Raw genomic sequence first — 15,173 nt, 5'->3', positions numbered from 1 at the left:
TCACCCGATATCGCAGGAGGCCAGAATGGCCATGTTCAGGATGTCATTCGCGGTCGACACCGTCGAACAGATCTGGATCGGCTTGTCCACGCCCGACAAGATCGGCCCGATCACCGTGGCGCCGCCCATCTCCTGCATCAGCTTGGTCGAGATACTGGCCGAGTGCCGCGCCGGCACGATCAGGATATTCGCCGGGCCAGTCAGACGGCAGAACGGATAGGCCTCTTGCTGGTCCACGTTCAGAGCCACATCCACGGTCATCTCGCCTTCGTATTCGAAATTGACCCCGCGCCGGTCCAACACTTCGGGCGCCACATGCATCTTTTCGGCGCGTTCCGAGACCGGATAGCCGAAGGTCGAGAAGCTGACGAAGGCCACGCGCGGCTCGATCCCCATGTGCTGCGCCACGGCAGCGGCACGTTCGGCGATATTGGCCAGATCGTTCTCGTCGGGCCATTCATGCACCAGCGTGTCGCCGATCAGCACGATCCGTCCCTTGTGCAGCAGCGCGGTCACCCCGGCGGCACCATGGGTGGCATCGGCGTCGAACACGTGGTTGATCCGGTCCAGCACATGCGCCGATTTCCGTGTCGCGCCCGTCACCAGACCATCCGCATGCCCATGCGCCAGCATCAGCGCCGAGAACACATGCCGGTCGCGCGCCGCCAGACGGTGCACATCCTTGCCGTCGAACCCCTTGCGCTGCAGGCGGCTGTACAGGAAATCCTTGTAGGTCTGCAGATGCTGGGTATTGGCGGCATTCACCACCTCGATCTCGCGCACCGCATCGGCCAGACCGGCGGTCTCAAGCTTTTCCCGAACGTCATCCGGACGCCCCACCACCAGCGCCTTGCCAAAGCCCGAGCGCTGATACATCACCGCCGCGCGCAGCACGCGGGGATCGTCGCCCTCGGCAAAGATCATCCGGCTTTGCGCCGCCCGCGCACGGGCGTTCAGGCCACGCAGAATGGACGCGGTCGGGTCCATGCGCGATTTCAGGCTCAGCTCATAGGCATCCATGTCGATGATCGGACGCCGCGCCGCGCCGGTATCCATCCCGGCCCGCGCCACCGCGGGCGGAATGCGGTGGATCAGGCGCGGATCGAACGGGGTCGGAATGATGTAGTCGCGGCCAAAGGTCAGGGTCTTGCCATAGGCCATCGCCACCTCGTCCGGCACATCCTCACGCGCCAGACGCGCCAGCGCATGGGCACAGGCGATCTTCATCTCGTCATTGATGGCCCGGGCATGAATGTCGAGCGCACCCCGGAACAGGTAGGGAAATCCAAGGACGTTGTTGACCTGATTGGGATAATCGCTGCGCCCGGTGGCCACGATCGCATCCACCCGCACCTCATGCGCCTCTTCCGGCGTGATCTCGGGATCGGGGTTGGCCATCGCAAAAATCACCGGATTGTCGGCCATCGAGGCAACCATATCCTGCGTCACCGCACCCTTGACCGACACGCCCAGGAACACATCGGCCCCTTTCATCGCTTCATCCAGCGTGCGCAGCTCGGTCGTGATCGCGTGGGCGGATTTCCACTGGTTCATGCCCTCGGTGCGGCCCTGATAGATCACGCCCTTGGTGTCGCAGACAACGCAGTTCTCATGCCGCGCGCCCATCGCCTTGAGCAGCTCGATACAGGCGATCCCCGCCGCACCTGCCCCGTTCAGAACGATCTTCACATCCTCGATCTTCTTGCCCGAGATATGCAGCGCGTTGATCAGACCCGCCGCACAGATCACCGCCGTGCCATGCTGATCGTCGTGGAAGACCGGAATATCCATCTCTTCCTTCAGCCGCTGCTCGATGATGAAACACTCGGGCGCTTTGATGTCTTCCAAGTTGATGCCACCAAAGGTCGGCCCCATCAGACGCACCGCGCGACAAAACTCATCCGGATCTTCAGTATCCAGCTCGATATCGATCGAGTTCACGTCGGCGAACCGCTTGAACAGGACCGACTTGCCCTCCATCACCGGCTTCGAGCCCAGCGCGCCCAGATTACCCAGACCCAGAACCGCCGTCCCGTTCGAGATCACGGCGACAAGGTTGCCCTTGTTGGTATAGTCATAGGCCGTCTCGGGACTGGCCGCGATGGCTTCGCACGGAACTGCCACGCCGGGGCTATAGGCCAGCGACAGATCGCGCTGGGTGGTCATGGGGACGGTGGCCTGCACCTCCCACTTGCCGGGGCTGGGTTCCAGGTGAAAGGCCAGCGCCTCTTCGTCGGTGATTTTCGCTTTGGGCATGGGATATGTCGTTTCTTTGCAGGTGCGGGGCTTTCGCCTCTTACCGCAGGCAACCGCAGGTCTCAACGGCAATGCGTTTTCACCTTTCGCCGCAGTCGGCGGATTTGTAAGGTCGCGACCGGAACCCGCCCGGAGACGCCTACCTTGTCCACAGTCACGCCGATGATGGCGCAATATCTCGACATCAAAGACGCCCATGCCGACGCCCTGCTGTTCTATCGCATGGGCGATTTCTACGAGATGTTCTTTGAGGATGCGGTGAACGCGGCCGAGGCGCTGGACATCGCGCTGACCAAGCGCGGCAAGCACAACGGCAACGATATTCCGATGTGCGGTGTCCCGGTTCACGCCGCCGAGGGCTATCTGCTGACGCTGATCCGCAAGGGGTTTCGCGTGGCCGTGTGCGAGCAGATGGAAAGCCCGGCGGAGGCCAAGAAAAGAGGCTCTAAATCGGTCGTAAAACGCGATGTGGTGCGTCTGGTCACCCCCGGCACGCTGACTGAAGACGCGCTTTTGGAGGCGCGGCGTCACAACTTTCTGGCGGCCTATGCCGAGGTCCGGGATGAGGCCGCCCTTGCCTGGGCCGACATCTCGACCGGCGCGTTTCACGTGATGCCCGTGACCCCCGTCCGCCTTGGCCCGGAACTGGCGCGGCTCGCCCCGTCCGAGCTGATCGTGGCCGACGGCACCGAAGCGAAACTGTCTGAACTCTCCACCGACCTCGGCATCCCGATCACACCGGTTGGGCGCGCCAGTTTCGACAGCACGGCGGGTGAAAAACGCATCTGCACCCTGTTCGGCGTCGGTGCGCTGGACGCATTCGGCAGTTTCGACCGGGCCGAAGTGGCCGCCATGGGGGCGCTGATCGACTATCTGGAGATCACCCAAAAGGGCAAACTGCCGCTGCTGCAAACCCCGCAAAAAGAGTCCGAGGACCGCGCCGTCCAGATCGACGCCGCCACCCGCCGCAATCTGGAACTGACCCGGTCGCTGTCGGGCGGACGCGCGGGCTCGCTGCTGTCGGTAGTGGACCGGACCGTCACCCCCGGCGGCGCGCGGCTGCTGGAACAGCGCCTGTCCAGCCCCTCCCGCAGCCTCGACACCATCCACGCCCGCCACGACGCGGTGGAATATTGCCTGGAACAAAGCCTGATCGCCCCCGACCTGCGTGAGGCGCTGCGCAAGACCCCCGATCTGGACCGGGCCCTATCGCGCCTGTCGCTGGACCGCGGCGGCCCCCGCGATCTGGCCGCGATCCGCAACGGTCTGGCGCAAGCCGCCGCCATCGCCGGGATCTGCGAGGCCGAGGAACTGCCGCCGCTTCTAGCCGAAGCGATGCGCAATCTCTTGGGCTTTGATGACCTGCTCTCCTTGCTCGATGACGCACTGATTGCCGACCCGCCGCTGCTCGCCCGCGACGGCGGCTTCATCGCGCCCGGCTATGACGCCGAACTGGACGAGGCCCGCACGTTGCGCGACGAGGGTCGCTCGGTCATCGCCGGATTCCAGCAGAAATACTCCGCGCACACCGGCATCGCCTCGCTGAAGATCAAGCACAACAACGTGCTGGGCTATTTCATCGAAACCACCGCCACCCACGCGGCCAAGATGCTGAACCCGCCGTTCAGCGAAACCTACATCCACCGCCAGACCACCGCCAATCAGGTGCGCTTCACCACGGTGGAGCTCAGCGAGATCGAAACCCGCATCCTGAACGCCGGAAATCTGGCGCTTGAGATCGAAAAGCGGCTCTATTCCGGGCTTTCCGGCGCCGTTCTGGATCAGGCCGCCCGTCTGAACGCTGCCGCGCGCGGCCTCGCCGAACTGGACCTCACCACCGCGCTCGCCGATCTGGCACGCGGTGAGGCCTGGTGCCGCCCCACCGTCGATCAGACCCGCACATTCGCCATCGAAGGCGGCCGCCACCCGGTGGTCGAACACGCGCTGCGGCAGCAAAGCGGCGGTACCTTCATCGCCAACGACTGCGACCTGGCTGCCGAGGAGGGCGCCGCGATCTGGCTGCTCACCGGCCCCAACATGGCCGGTAAATCGACCTTCCTGCGCCAGAACGCCCTGATCGCACTCTTGGCGCAAATGGGCAGCTATGTTCCGGCGGAGCGCGCCCATATCGGTCTGGTCAGCCAGCTTTTCAGCCGCGTCGGCGCCTCGGACGATCTGGCGCGCGGGCGCTCGACCTTCATGGTGGAGATGGTCGAAACCGCTGCCATCCTCAATCAGGCCGACGACCGCGCGCTGGTCATCCTCGATGAGATCGGACGCGGTACCGCCACCTATGACGGCCTCTCCATCGCCTGGGCCACGCTGGAACACCTGCACGCCTCGAACAAATGCCGCGCCCTGTTCGCCACCCACTACCACGAGCTCACCGCCCTGGCGGGCAACCTCGAAGGCGTCGACAACGCCACCGTCGCGGTCAAGGAGTGGGAAGGCGAAGTGATCTTCCTGCACGAGGTCCGCAAAGGCGCCGCCGACCGTTCCTACGGCGTGCAGGTCGCCCAACTCGCGGGCCTGCCGCCTTCGGTGGTCGAACGCGCCCGCGTCGTGCTGGACCAGCTTGAGAAAAGCGAACGCGAAGGCGGCAAGCAAAAGACACTGATTGACGATCTGCCGCTCTTCTCCGCTGCACCTCCCCCGCCACCCCCTGCCAAAGCCTCTCCCGTGGACGACATGCTCAAGGAAATCCTGCCCGACGAGCTGACCCCCCGCGAAGCGCTCGACCTGATCTACAAACTGAAAGAGGCGGCCAACACCTGACCGCGCCTTCATCTTTTCCCAAATACTCTCGCCGAAGGCACGCGCCGCAAGGCGCGTATCAGCTCGCCGGCGTCGACGACACGCCCACCTGCGCCGGACGCAGCAGACGGTCGTGCAGCATGAACCCCTCGGCGGATACCTGAATGATGTCGCCCGCCTTGGTGCCTGGCACCGGAGCCTCGAACATCGCCTCATGCATCTGCGGATCGAACCGGTCGCCCACCTGTGGCGACACGATCTGGATACCGTGCTTCTGGAACACGTCCCGCAGCGCCCGCATGGTCAGCTCGACGCCTTCGATCAGGGCCGCCGCGACCTCTTTCTGCTCATCGGTCGCCGCCTCAAGCGCGCGTTTCATGTTGTCATAGACCGGCAGCATGTCGCGGGCCAGGCGCGAGCCGCCATATTGCTCGGCGTCCCGGCGCGCCTTCTCGCCGCGCTTGCGGGCGTTCTCGGCATCGGCCAGCGCGCGCATGAACTTGTCCTTCAGCTCATCCCGCTCGGCCCGCAGCGCGTCCAGTTCCAGCGCCTCTTCACTGATCTCGGCCAGTTCCTCGGCCAGCTCTTCCGCCTCGGCGGTGGCGATATCGTCCAGAAAATCTTCGTTCTTTGGCTCTGCCATGTCTCTACCTCTAACTCCGGTCGGAAATCAGCTTTCCGACCAGCTGCGCCGTGTAATCCACGATCGGCACGATCCGTCCGTAATTCAGGCGCGTCGGGCCGATCACTCCCACCGCGCCAATGATCTTTCGATCAGCGTTCATATATGGAGACACCACCAGAGAGGAACCCGAAAGTGAGAAAAGTTTGTTCTCGGACCCGATAAAAATGCGCACACCCTCGCCATCTTCGGTCAGTTCCAGGAATTCCGCGATGTCGCGCTTGCGTTCAAGGTCGTCAAACAGGGTCCGGATGCGCTCCAACTCCTCTTCCTGATCCGCCCCTTCCAGCAGATTCGCCCGGCCCCGCACGATCAGACGCGCCGAATCCTGCCCCTCGCCGTCCCAGATCGCCAGCCCGCTTTCCACCATCTCGCGGGCCAGCACGTCGATCTCCTGCCGCCTGGCGGCAATCTCGGCCTGGATGATCCGGCGCACTTCGCCCAGCGTGCGCCCTTCGATCAGCGCGTTCAGGAAATTCGCCGCCTCGCGCATCGAGCTTGGCGTCTGCCCCGGCGGCGGGGTGAACAGGCGGTTCTCCACATGCCCGTCCGAGAACACCAGCACCACCAATGCCCGGTCATGGCCCAGCGAGACGAACTCGATATGCTTGATCTCGGCCTCGTGCTTGGGCGTCAGCACCAGCGAGGCGCCATGCGTCACCCGGCTCAGCGCCGCGCCCACCTTGTCGAGCATTCCGCCCACATCGCCCGCATTGGCCCCCAGGGTCGCGTCCAGCTTATGCCGGTCATCCGCGTCCAGATCGCCAACCTCCAGCAACCCGTCCACGAACATCCGCAACCCGGCCTGCGACGGGATACGGCCCGCACTGACATGGGGGCTGTCCAGCAGGCCCAGAAACTCCAGATCCTGCATCACGTTGCGCACCGTGGCGGCGCTGACCTTTTCGGACAAGGTGCGGGTCAGAGTGCGGCTGCCCACCGGCTCACCACTGTCCAGATAGCTTTCCACGATAAGCCGGAACACCTCGCGCGAGCGATGATTCATTTCGTCCAGAATTTTACTCGCATCACTCATCGGTGTTCCCCGGCTGGCTCGTCATTAAATCCCAGATGCGCGAAAGGTCAATCGGGGTTGCATCGCCACGCCTGCGGACGGTATCCCCAACCCAGCAAACAAAGGATTTTTCATGCGACCCTCAGGACGTGATCTAAACGAAATGCGCCCGGTTTCAATCGAGACCGGCTTTACCAAACATGCCGAAGGTTCCTGCCTGATCAAGATGGGCGACACCCATGTGCTGTGCACCGCCACCATTGAGGACCGGGTGCCGCCCTTCATCAAAGGCTCGGGCCTGGGCTGGGTCACCGCCGAATACGGCATGCTGCCCCGCGCGACCAACACCCGGATGCGGCGCGAAGCGGCGAGCGGCAAGCAAGGCGGGCGCACCGTTGAGATTCAGCGCCTGATCGGCCGCGCCCTGCGTGCTGGCGTCGACCGCGTTGCCTTGGGCGAGCGTCAGATCACCGTGGACTGTGACGTGATCCAGGCCGATGGCGGCACCCGCTGCGCCGCGATCACCGGCGGCTGGGTCGCGCTGCGGCTGGCCGTCAACAAGCTGATGAAAACCGGCGACGTGATTTCCGACCCGCTGGTCGATCCGGTCGCCGCCGTCTCCTGCGGCATCTATGCCGGCCAGCCGGTGCTGGATCTCGACTACCCCGAGGACAGCGAGGCCGGTGTGGACGGCAATTTCATCATGACCGGCTCGAAGAAACTGATCGAGGTGCAGATGAGCGCCGAGGGCTCGGTGTTCAGCCGTGACCAGATGAACCAGCTACTGGATCTGGCCGAAAAAGGCGTTGGCGAACTGGTCGCCGCGCAGCAGGCCGCCACCGCATGACGCGCAAGTTCGACGGCGATACGCTGCTGGTGGCGACCCACAACAAGGGAAAGTTGGAGGAGATGGAGCATCTCCTCACCCCCTTTGGCGTCAAGGTCGTCGGCGCGGGTGAGATGGATCTGCCGGAACCGGAGGAAACCGAAGACACTTTCGTCGGCAACGCCAGGATCAAGGCCCATGCCGCGGCCCAAACCACCGGCCTGCCCGCGCTGTCGGACGATTCCGGCATCACCATCGACGCGCTGGACGGCGCGCCGGGTGTCTACACCGCCGATTGGGCAGAAACCGGCAATGGTCGGGATTTCCTGATGGCGATGACCCGCGCACATGATGAGCTGGAAGCAAAGAACGCCCCCCATCCCCGCACCGCCCAGTTCCGCAGCACGCTGGTGCTGGCCTGGCCCGACGGCCATGACGAGGTGTTCGAGGGCATCGCCCCTGGCCATCTGGTCTGGCCCATCCGTGGCGAAGGCGGTTTCGGCTATGACCCGATGTTTGTCCCCGACGGGTACGACATTACCTTTGCCGAGATGGACCGGTGGGAAAAAAACAAGATCAGCCATCGCGGACGCGCGGTGGCGCAATTCGTAAAGGGCTGTTTTGGCGGATGACTGGCGCAACGGGGGCTTTGGCCTGTACGTGCATTGGCCGTTTTGCGAGGCCAAATGCCCCTATTGCGACTTCAACAGCCATGTTTCCCGCAATATTAATCAAAAACAATGGGTTAAGGCGTATCTGAGCGAGCTTGAACGCTCCGCCGCCGAAACCCCGGGCCGGGTGCTGAACACCATCTTCTTCGGCGGCGGCACCCCGTCGCTGATGGAGCCCGACACCGTTGCCGCCGTGATCGACGCCACCCTAACCCTCTGGCGGCCCGCCAACGACATGGAAATCACGCTCGAGGCCAATCCCGGCTCGGTCGAGGCGGGCCGGTTCGCCGCCTATCGCGACGCCGGGGTCAATCGCGTCTCGATGGGGATACAAGCGCTCAATGACGAGGATCTGCGCCGTCTGGGCCGTATCCACACCGTCGCCGAGGCCCGCGCCGCCTTCGACATCGCCCGCAGTTGTTTTGACCGGGTCAGTTTCGACCTGATCTATGCCCGCCAGCACCAGACGCTCGACGCCTGGCGCGGGGAACTGACCGAAGCGCTGGCGATGGCCATCGACCACCTGTCGCTCTACCAACTCACCATTGAGGACGGCACCGCCTTCGGCGACCGCTACGCCCGGGGCAAGCTGCGCGGGCTGCCCGAGGATGACAATGCCGCCGACATGTATCTGGCCACGCAAGAGATCTGCGAAGCCCATGGCATGCCCGCCTACGAGGTGTCGAACCACGCGCGGCAAGACGCCGAATCCCGCCACAACCTGATCTACTGGCGCTATGGCGACTATGTGGGCATCGGCCCGGGCGCCCATGGCCGCGTGACCATCGACGGCCGGAAATACGCCACCGAGTCCCACCTCGCGCCGGGCACATGGCTGCAAGCGGCGGCCAACGGATCGGGCGAGTCCTTCCGCACCGAGGTATCTTCGCATGAACAGGCCAGCGAATACCTCATGATGTGTATCCGCATCGCTGAAGGACTAGATATAGCGCGCTTTGAGCAGCTTGCTGGCCACCCCTTGCACTCGGACAAACTCCGCTATCTAACTGATCTGGGCATGATCGAAGCCGATCAGGGCAGATTGAAAGCAACCACCGATGGCCGCGCCGTTCTGAACGCCGTCATCCGCGAATTGTTGACGGGCTGAGGGATGCAGTACATCTGGGCAGGACTGGGATTGCTCTGCATCGCGCTGGCTATGGTCGGCGTCGTGCTGCCGCTGCTGCCCACCGTGCCCTTCCTGCTTCTGGCCGCGTTCTTCTTCGCCCGCTCTTCCGAGCGCCTGCACACCTGGCTGCTAAGCCACCGTACCTTCGGCCCGCTGATCGACGACTGGCACAGCTCAGGCGCCATCCGTCCGGTCGCAAAAAAGGCGGCAACCCTGTCGATTGCCGCCGTCTTCGCGTTGTCCGTCATCTTCGCCGCGCCAACCCATGTCCTGATCATTCAGGCCATCGTGCTGGGCTGCGTCCTGATCTTTATCTGGACCCGCCCTAACGGCTGAGCTTGGCGCACAGATCGTCAAGCTGATCGAGGTTTTCGTAAGTCAGCACCACCTGCCCGGATTCAGTGCCCGGCTTGTGGTTGATCGCCACCTTCATCGCCAGAATCGCCGACAGGTCCTTTTCCAGCGCCCGGGTGTCGGCATCCTTGCCCGCACCATTGTTGCTGGAACGCGGCGCGGCCTGAATGTTGGCACCCTGCTGCTGCTTTTTAACCAGAGCCTCGGTCGCGCGCACCGACAACCCGTCGCGCACCACGATCCGCGCCAGCTCTGACGGGTTCTCCGCCGTAATCAGCGCTCGCGCATGACCCGCCGAGAGTTTCCCTTCGACCACATAAGCCTGCACATCCGTCGGCAGCGATAGCAACCGCAGTAGGTTGGCAATATGACTGCGGCTCTTGCCCAGCGCCTCGGCCAGCTTCTCCTGCGTATGCCCGAACCGCTCCATCAGCTGGCGATATCCCGCAGCCTCTTCCACCGCGTTCAGATCGGCGCGCTGGATGTTCTCGATGATCGCAACTTCCAGCACCTCGGTGTCATCGAAATCGCGCACCAGCACCGGAATCTCATGCAGCTGCGCCATCTGCGCCGCGCGCCAGCGGCGCTCACCGGCCACGATCTCATACTGATCTGCACCGTTCGCCCGCACGATCAGCGGCTGAATGATCCCCTTCTCCTTGATCGAAGCCGCCAGCTCATCCAGCTGATCCGGCGAGAACGTGCGGCGCGGCTGGTTGGGATTTGCCTTCAGCTTTTCGATGGGAATCATCATGTCCGGGCGGCGCGGACCGGGGACGACAACCCCATCCGACTCCTGCGTGACATCCGCCATCAGCGCGGACAAACCCCGGCCCAACCCTCTCGGCTTGCTTTTCCTGACGCTCACCATGCCCTCCTTTTCGCCGCTCAGGCGGCGACGTTTTTGTGCTTTTGCAACAGCTCGCGGGCCAGATGACGGTAGGCCATGGCCCCGAGGGACCCGGAATCGTACTGCAACACCGGAAGCGCATAAGACGGCGCCTCACTGACCCGCACATTTCTTGGTATCTTCGTTTTAAACACCATCTCGCCCAGATTGTCACGCGCGTCCTTCTCAACCTGACGGGACAAGTTGTTGCGGTTGTCATACATGGTCAACACAACACCTTCGATTCTCAGCTCGGGATTCGCGGTCTGCCGCACCTCGCGCACGCTGAGCATCAGCTGCGACAAACCCTCGAGCGCAAAGAACTCGCTCTGCAGCGGAATAAGCACCGAATGGGCCGCAACCATGGCATTTACGGTGAGCAGATTCAGCGATGGCGGGCAGTCGATCAGCACATAATCCAGGCGAAATTTATCTATCGCGGTCTGGCGCAGCGCATCATGCAGCAGAAAGCTGCGCTTTTCGTTCGAGATCAGCTCGATATCCGCGGAACTCAGATCGACCGTGGCCGGAACCATGAGCAAACCGTCGATTTCCGTGTCCTGAACGACCGCTTCCAGCGGCGCGTCGTCCAAAATCAGGTCATAGGTCGTCCAATCCCGATCATCGACGCCCAACCCGGTCGAGGCATTCCCCTGCGGATCGAGATCGACCACCAGAACCCGGCATCCCCCCTCGGCCAGACCGGCGGCCAGGTTGATCGCTGTCGTGGTCTTTCCTACCCCACCTTTCTGATTGGCAACCGCAATAATCCGGGGGCCGGCAGGGCGGGACAGATCAACCACGTGACACTCCTTCGATCTTCAGGATTACGGCCTGGGGTTCCGTTTCACTAGTAATCGGAGTCGCGTCAAACCGCCATTCCTTGCGCGCCTCCTCGACCTCTTTTTTCCAACTGACGCCTTTTGGAAACAGCGCCGTGCCGGTCGGGGCCAAGTGCCTGTCGCAATAGGATAAAAGCATCGGCAGATCGGCCAACGCACGGGCAGACAGAATATCCGCCGCCAACGGTTCAATCGCTTCGATCCGGCGGCTGATCACGGTGCAATTTACCTCGCACTCACGGGTGGCGCTGCGCAGAAAGGCCGATTTCCTCTGATCGCTCTCGACAAGGGTGAATTTGGTGCCCGGCCAGCATTCCCGCGCAAGAATGGCGCAGATCAAACCGGGAAACCCGCCGCCACTGCCCAGATCGGCCCAATGCGGCCGAGCCTCGACGCAGCGAAACACCTGCACCGAATCCTGAATATGCCGGCGCCACAGGTCGCTCAGGCTGTTCCGGGACACCAGATTGATGCGCGGATTCCACCGCGTCAGCAGATCGGCAAAGACTTTCAGGCGGTCGAATGTTTCACGTGAAACATCCAGGTCTGCCATGATCGCGTCCTGATCGGCGCTCATGCCTTGCGGGCCTTCAGATCACGACGGAGATGCGCAAGGATCAAGGTCAGCGCGGCAGGCGTCACGCCCTCCACCCGTCCGGCCTGAGCAATATTCCCCGGCCGCGCTTGGGAGAGCTTCTGTTTCAGCTCGTTCGACAGCCCATCCAACGCCGCATAATCGAAATCCCTTGGGATTTCATGCGCTTCATCCCGCTTCATCGCCTCCACATCCCGCTCCTGCCGGGCGATGTAGTTGGCATACAGCGCGTCGCGCTCGATCTGCTTGCGGATTTCCGGCGCGGTATCGGCCAGATCGTCCACCAATGGCAGAAGATCCTCGAACCCCACCCTCGGGAAAGCCAAAATCGCCATCCCGTCCCGGCGATTTCCGTCCTGATTGACGTCGATCCCAACGGCACGGATTTCCTTCGGCGTGTAGGTTTTTGCGGTCAGCTTCGATTTCACCGCATCCATCTGATCCATCTTGGTCAGGAACGCGGATGTGCGGTCCTCGCTGACACAACCCAGTTCCAAGGCAATCGGAGTCAGCCGCTGATCAGCATTGTCCGCCCGCAGGGACAGCCGGAATTCCGCGCGCGAGGTGAACATCCGATAGGGCTCCGCCACACCACGGGTAGTAAGATCGTCGATCATAACCCCAATATAGCTGTTCGCCCGGGTGAAATGCAGTGGCTCCTCACCCCTGACCTCCAGCGCCGCGTTCAAACCCGCAACCAACCCTTGCGCCGCCGCCTCTTCATATCCGGTCGTCCCGTTGATCTGCCCGGCCAGATACAACCCCGGCGCTTCGGGCAGCGACAGGCGTGGCGTCAGCACCCGGGGATCGACGTAATCATATTCGATGGCATAGCCCGGCTGCAGGATGTCAACCTTTTCCAACCCCTTGATCGAGCGCACATAGTCCACCTGCACCTCTTCCGGTAGCGAGGTCGAAATGCCGTTTGGATAGATCGTGTGATCGTTCACCCCCTCGGGCTCCAGAAACACCTGGTGCGAGTCCTTCTCGGCAAAGCGCACGATCTTGTCCTCGATCGACGGGCAATATCTTGGTCCAACCCCCTCGATATGCCCCCCATACATGGCCGAGCGCGACAGGTTTTTCTCAATGATCTCATGCGTTCGCGCATTCGTATGCGTGATGCCACAAGCGATCTGAGGGGCGGTTACAGCGTTGGACATAAAGGAAAACAGCACGGGTTGCTCGTCCCCGTCCTGGCGCTCCAGAACCGACCAGTCGATTGTGCGCCCATCCAGACGCGGTGGCGTGCCGGTTTTCAGGCGCGCCATGGGCAGATCAAAGCTGTCCAATCGTTCGGCCAGTTTGATCGACGGGCGGTCGCCCATGCGACCTCCGGGCCGTGAGACATCGCCTATGTGGATGATTCCGCGCAGGAATGTGCCCGAGGTCAGGATCACGGTTTTGGCCGGAATTTCCGATCCATCACCCAGAATGACCCCGCACACCCGATCACCGTTCATACGGAAATCGGTCACCTCGCCGGTGATGACGGTCAGATTCTCGCGGTTTTTCGTCTCGGCCAACATCGCTGCACGGTACAATGCACGATCCGCCTGAGCCCTCGGTCCCTGAACAGCAGGCCCTTTGCGGCGGTTCAACAGGCGAAACTGGATGCCCGCCCGATCCGCGACGCGGCCCATTACACCGTCCATGGCGTCGATCTCGCGCACCAGATGCCCCTTGCCCAACCCGCCAATCGCCGGATTGCAGGACATCACCCCGATATCCCCTTGCGACAAGGTGATCAACGCCGTCTTCACACCCATGCGGGCAGCGGCGTGGGCAGCCTCGGTTCCGGCATGACCAGCCCCGATGACGGCGACATCAAACTCCGAATGTTTCACGTGAAACACTCCTTACTTTCCGAGGCAGAAGCTGGCAAAGATCTCGTCCAGCAAGTTCTCGACATCAATTCTGCCCACCAAGGATTCCAGCGCCCGGATCGCGGTCCGCAGCTCTTCGGCTGCGATATCATACAGGTCGGGGCCCGAGTCCAGAACTCTCATTCCCTCACCCAAAGCCTCCAGCGCCTTTTTCATCGCCATCCGATGCCGTTCACGCGTGGCAATACCAGCACTGGTAGTTCTTTGCGACAACACCCCCGATATCTGGGAGATCAGACGATCAATCCCCTGCCCTGTCCGACCCGACACTCCATTTTTGGACTCGCCGCGAAGATCGGCTTTCGGCAGGACATGGATATCGTCGTTCTGGAACGGAATTCCAAGCTCGGTAAGGTCATGGGTCAGGAATACACGCAAATCCGCGGAGTCCGCGCGTTTGCGGGCCAGGGCGATGCCCAGCCCCTCCACATGATCGCTGGTATCGCGCAGTCCGGCGGTGTCCAGCAAGGTAACCGGCAGCCCGGCCAGATCCATACGCACTTCGATCACGTCGCGGGTCGTTCCGGCATATTCCGAGGTGATCGCCGCCTCGCGCCCGGCCAGCACGTTCAGCAGGGTGGATTTCCCGGCATTGGGCGGCCCGACAATGGCCACCTCGAACCCGGTGCGGATGCGTTCGGCAATCCGGACCCCGGCGACCTCACGCTCAAGATCGCCCATCACGCCAGAGACCAGCGCGCGTACCTCAGGCGTCACATCCGTCGGCACCTCTTCATCCGCAAAGTCGATCACCGCTTCCAACAGCGAGGCCGCGCGGATCAGATCCCGGCGCCAGCGCTCGGCCAACTGCCCCAGCTCTCCGGCCAGAACCGCCTGTGCCTGTTTGCGCTGCGCCTCGGTTTCCGCGTCGATCAGATCGGCCAGGCCTTCGACCTGCGCCAGATCCATCTTGCTGTTCTCCAGCGCCCGCCGGGTGAACTCTCCGGGCTCGGCCATCCGCAGCCCGCCCATCTCCGACAAGCTCTGCAGTACTGCGTTGACCGAGGCGGTGCTGCCGTGGATCTGGAACTCGACCACATCCTCGCCGGTGAAACTCGCCGGCGCCTGAAAGGTCAGAACCAGCCCTTCGTCCAGCCGACCGCCATGCACATCCCGCAGGCTGCGCATCCGCATCCCGCGCGGCGGTAGGCCGTCACCCGCCAGCCGTTCGGCGGCCATGTACGCTTGCGGGCCAGAGAGGCGGATGACCGCCACCCCGGCTTTGCCCTGCGCGCTGGCCAAGGCGAATATCGTATCCATTCGAAGGCCTCGCG

13 protein-coding genes are annotated in these 15,173 nt (G+C 62.9%); 5 read left to right on the top strand and 8 right to left on the bottom strand.

Annotated elements, in window-relative coordinates; all coding sequences use genetic code 11:
• Entirely contained in the window at positions 1-2,256 is a 2,256-nt protein-coding gene (locus GOX53_RS08240) for an NADP-dependent malic enzyme (protein ID WP_171175218.1), read from the bottom strand.
• 162 nt (positions 2,257-2,418) lie between these two features.
• On the opposite strand from GOX53_RS08240, the gene mutS reads away from it, so the two are divergent.
• Complete coding sequence (gene mutS, locus GOX53_RS08235) at positions 2,419-5,031, top strand: DNA mismatch repair protein MutS (RefSeq protein ID WP_171175585.1); 2,613 nt, start codon at positions 2,419-2,421, stop codon at positions 5,029-5,031.
• 58 nt (positions 5,032-5,089) lie between these two features.
• Here the strand turns inward: mutS and GOX53_RS08230 are convergent, their stop codons facing one another.
• Positions 5,090-5,653 carry a nucleotide exchange factor GrpE gene (locus GOX53_RS08230; RefSeq protein WP_171175216.1) on the bottom strand — a complete coding sequence of 188 codons (564 nt, stop codon included), beginning with the start codon at positions 5,651-5,653 and terminating at the stop codon, positions 5,090-5,092.
• A 10-nt stretch (positions 5,654-5,663) separates the two neighbouring features.
• Positions 5,664-6,728 (bottom strand): heat-inducible transcriptional repressor HrcA, encoded by a 1,065-nt coding sequence (hrcA, locus tag GOX53_RS08225; protein ID WP_171175214.1) that lies wholly within the window; start codon positions 6,726-6,728, stop codon positions 5,664-5,666.
• A 112-nt stretch (positions 6,729-6,840) separates the two neighbouring features.
• Here hrcA and rph point away from each other — a divergent pair, with 112 nt between their 5' ends.
• The 4 genes from rph to GOX53_RS08205 are packed head-to-tail and all read left to right on the top strand — an operon-like array spanning position 6,841 to position 9,669.
• Positions 6,841-7,554 (top strand): ribonuclease PH, encoded by a 714-nt coding sequence (gene rph / locus GOX53_RS08220; protein ID WP_171175212.1) that lies wholly within the window; start codon positions 6,841-6,843, stop codon positions 7,552-7,554.
• Positions 7,551-8,165 (top strand): RdgB/HAM1 family non-canonical purine NTP pyrophosphatase, encoded by a 615-nt coding sequence (gene rdgB, locus GOX53_RS08215; RefSeq protein ID WP_171175210.1) that lies wholly within the window; start codon positions 7,551-7,553, stop codon positions 8,163-8,165. Before rph ends, rdgB begins: the two co-directional genes overlap by 4 nt.
• Positions 8,155-9,312, top strand: a complete 1,158-nt coding sequence (gene hemW / locus GOX53_RS08210; protein WP_171175208.1) for a radical SAM family heme chaperone HemW — start codon at positions 8,155-8,157, stop codon at positions 9,310-9,312. Before rdgB ends, hemW begins: the two co-directional genes overlap by 11 nt.
• A gap of 3 nt (positions 9,313-9,315) precedes the next feature.
• Positions 9,316-9,669 (top strand): YbaN family protein, encoded by a 354-nt coding sequence (locus GOX53_RS08205; RefSeq protein ID WP_171175205.1) that lies wholly within the window; start codon positions 9,316-9,318, stop codon positions 9,667-9,669.
• Here GOX53_RS08205 and GOX53_RS08200 read toward each other — a convergent pair.
• Genes GOX53_RS08200 through mnmE form a run of 5 tightly spaced genes read right to left on the bottom strand, consistent with a single transcriptional unit; the run spans position 9,659 to position 15,159 of the window.
• Positions 9,659-10,555, bottom strand: a complete 897-nt coding sequence (locus GOX53_RS08200) for a ParB/RepB/Spo0J family partition protein (protein ID WP_171175203.1) — start codon at positions 10,553-10,555, stop codon at positions 9,659-9,661. The genes GOX53_RS08205 and GOX53_RS08200 overlap by 11 nt on opposite strands.
• A gap of 20 nt (positions 10,556-10,575) precedes the next feature.
• Entirely contained in the window at positions 10,576-11,379 is an 804-nt protein-coding gene (locus GOX53_RS08195) for an AAA family ATPase (RefSeq protein WP_171175201.1), read from the bottom strand.
• Positions 11,372-11,971 (bottom strand): 16S rRNA (guanine(527)-N(7))-methyltransferase RsmG, encoded by a 600-nt coding sequence (gene rsmG, locus GOX53_RS08190; RefSeq protein WP_254446507.1) that lies wholly within the window; start codon positions 11,969-11,971, stop codon positions 11,372-11,374. The genes GOX53_RS08195 and rsmG overlap by 8 nt, the downstream gene beginning before the upstream one ends.
• 20 nt (positions 11,972-11,991) lie before the next feature.
• The gene (mnmG, locus tag GOX53_RS08185; RefSeq protein WP_171175197.1) at positions 11,992-13,860 is read right to left on the bottom strand and encodes a tRNA uridine-5-carboxymethylaminomethyl(34) synthesis enzyme MnmG; all 1,869 of its coding nucleotides are present in this window, start codon (positions 13,858-13,860) and stop codon (positions 11,992-11,994) included.
• A gap of 12 nt (positions 13,861-13,872) precedes the next feature.
• The gene (gene mnmE / locus GOX53_RS08180) at positions 13,873-15,159 is read right to left on the bottom strand and encodes a tRNA uridine-5-carboxymethylaminomethyl(34) synthesis GTPase MnmE (RefSeq protein ID WP_171175196.1); all 1,287 of its coding nucleotides are present in this window, start codon (positions 15,157-15,159) and stop codon (positions 13,873-13,875) included.
• Between the last annotated feature and the right edge of the window lie 14 nt (positions 15,160-15,173).

It is taken from the genome of Ruegeria sp. HKCCD8929 (assembly GCF_013031405.1).
GTDB lineage: Bacteria > Pseudomonadota > Alphaproteobacteria > Rhodobacterales > Rhodobacteraceae > Ruegeria.
Note: the sequence above shows the minus strand (reverse complement) of the source record. Positions and strands in the feature narration are given on the sequence as shown.

Coding starts and splice junctions, on each gene's coding strand:
- rdgB (WP_171175210.1), top strand. CDS start 7,551: ATGACGCGCAAGTTCGACGGCGATACGCTGCTGGTGGCGACCCACAAC.
- mutS (WP_171175585.1), top strand. CDS start 2,419: ATGATGGCGCAATATCTCGACATCAAAGACGCCCATGCCGACGCCCTG.
- GOX53_RS08240 (WP_171175218.1), bottom strand. CDS start 2,256: ATGCCCAAAGCGAAAATCACCGACGAAGAGGCGCTGGCCTTTCACCTG.
- mnmE (WP_171175196.1), bottom strand. CDS start 15,159: ATGGATACGATATTCGCCTTGGCCAGCGCGCAGGGCAAAGCCGGGGTG.
- hrcA (WP_171175214.1), bottom strand. CDS start 6,728: ATGAGTGATGCGAGTAAAATTCTGGACGAAATGAATCATCGCTCGCGC.
- rph (WP_171175212.1), top strand. CDS start 6,841: ATGCGACCCTCAGGACGTGATCTAAACGAAATGCGCCCGGTTTCAATC.
- rsmG (WP_254446507.1), bottom strand. CDS start 11,971: ATGGCAGACCTGGATGTTTCACGTGAAACATTCGACCGCCTGAAAGTC.
- GOX53_RS08205 (WP_171175205.1), top strand. CDS start 9,316: ATGCAGTACATCTGGGCAGGACTGGGATTGCTCTGCATCGCGCTGGCT.
- GOX53_RS08230 (WP_171175216.1), bottom strand. CDS start 5,653: ATGGCAGAGCCAAAGAACGAAGATTTTCTGGACGATATCGCCACCGCC.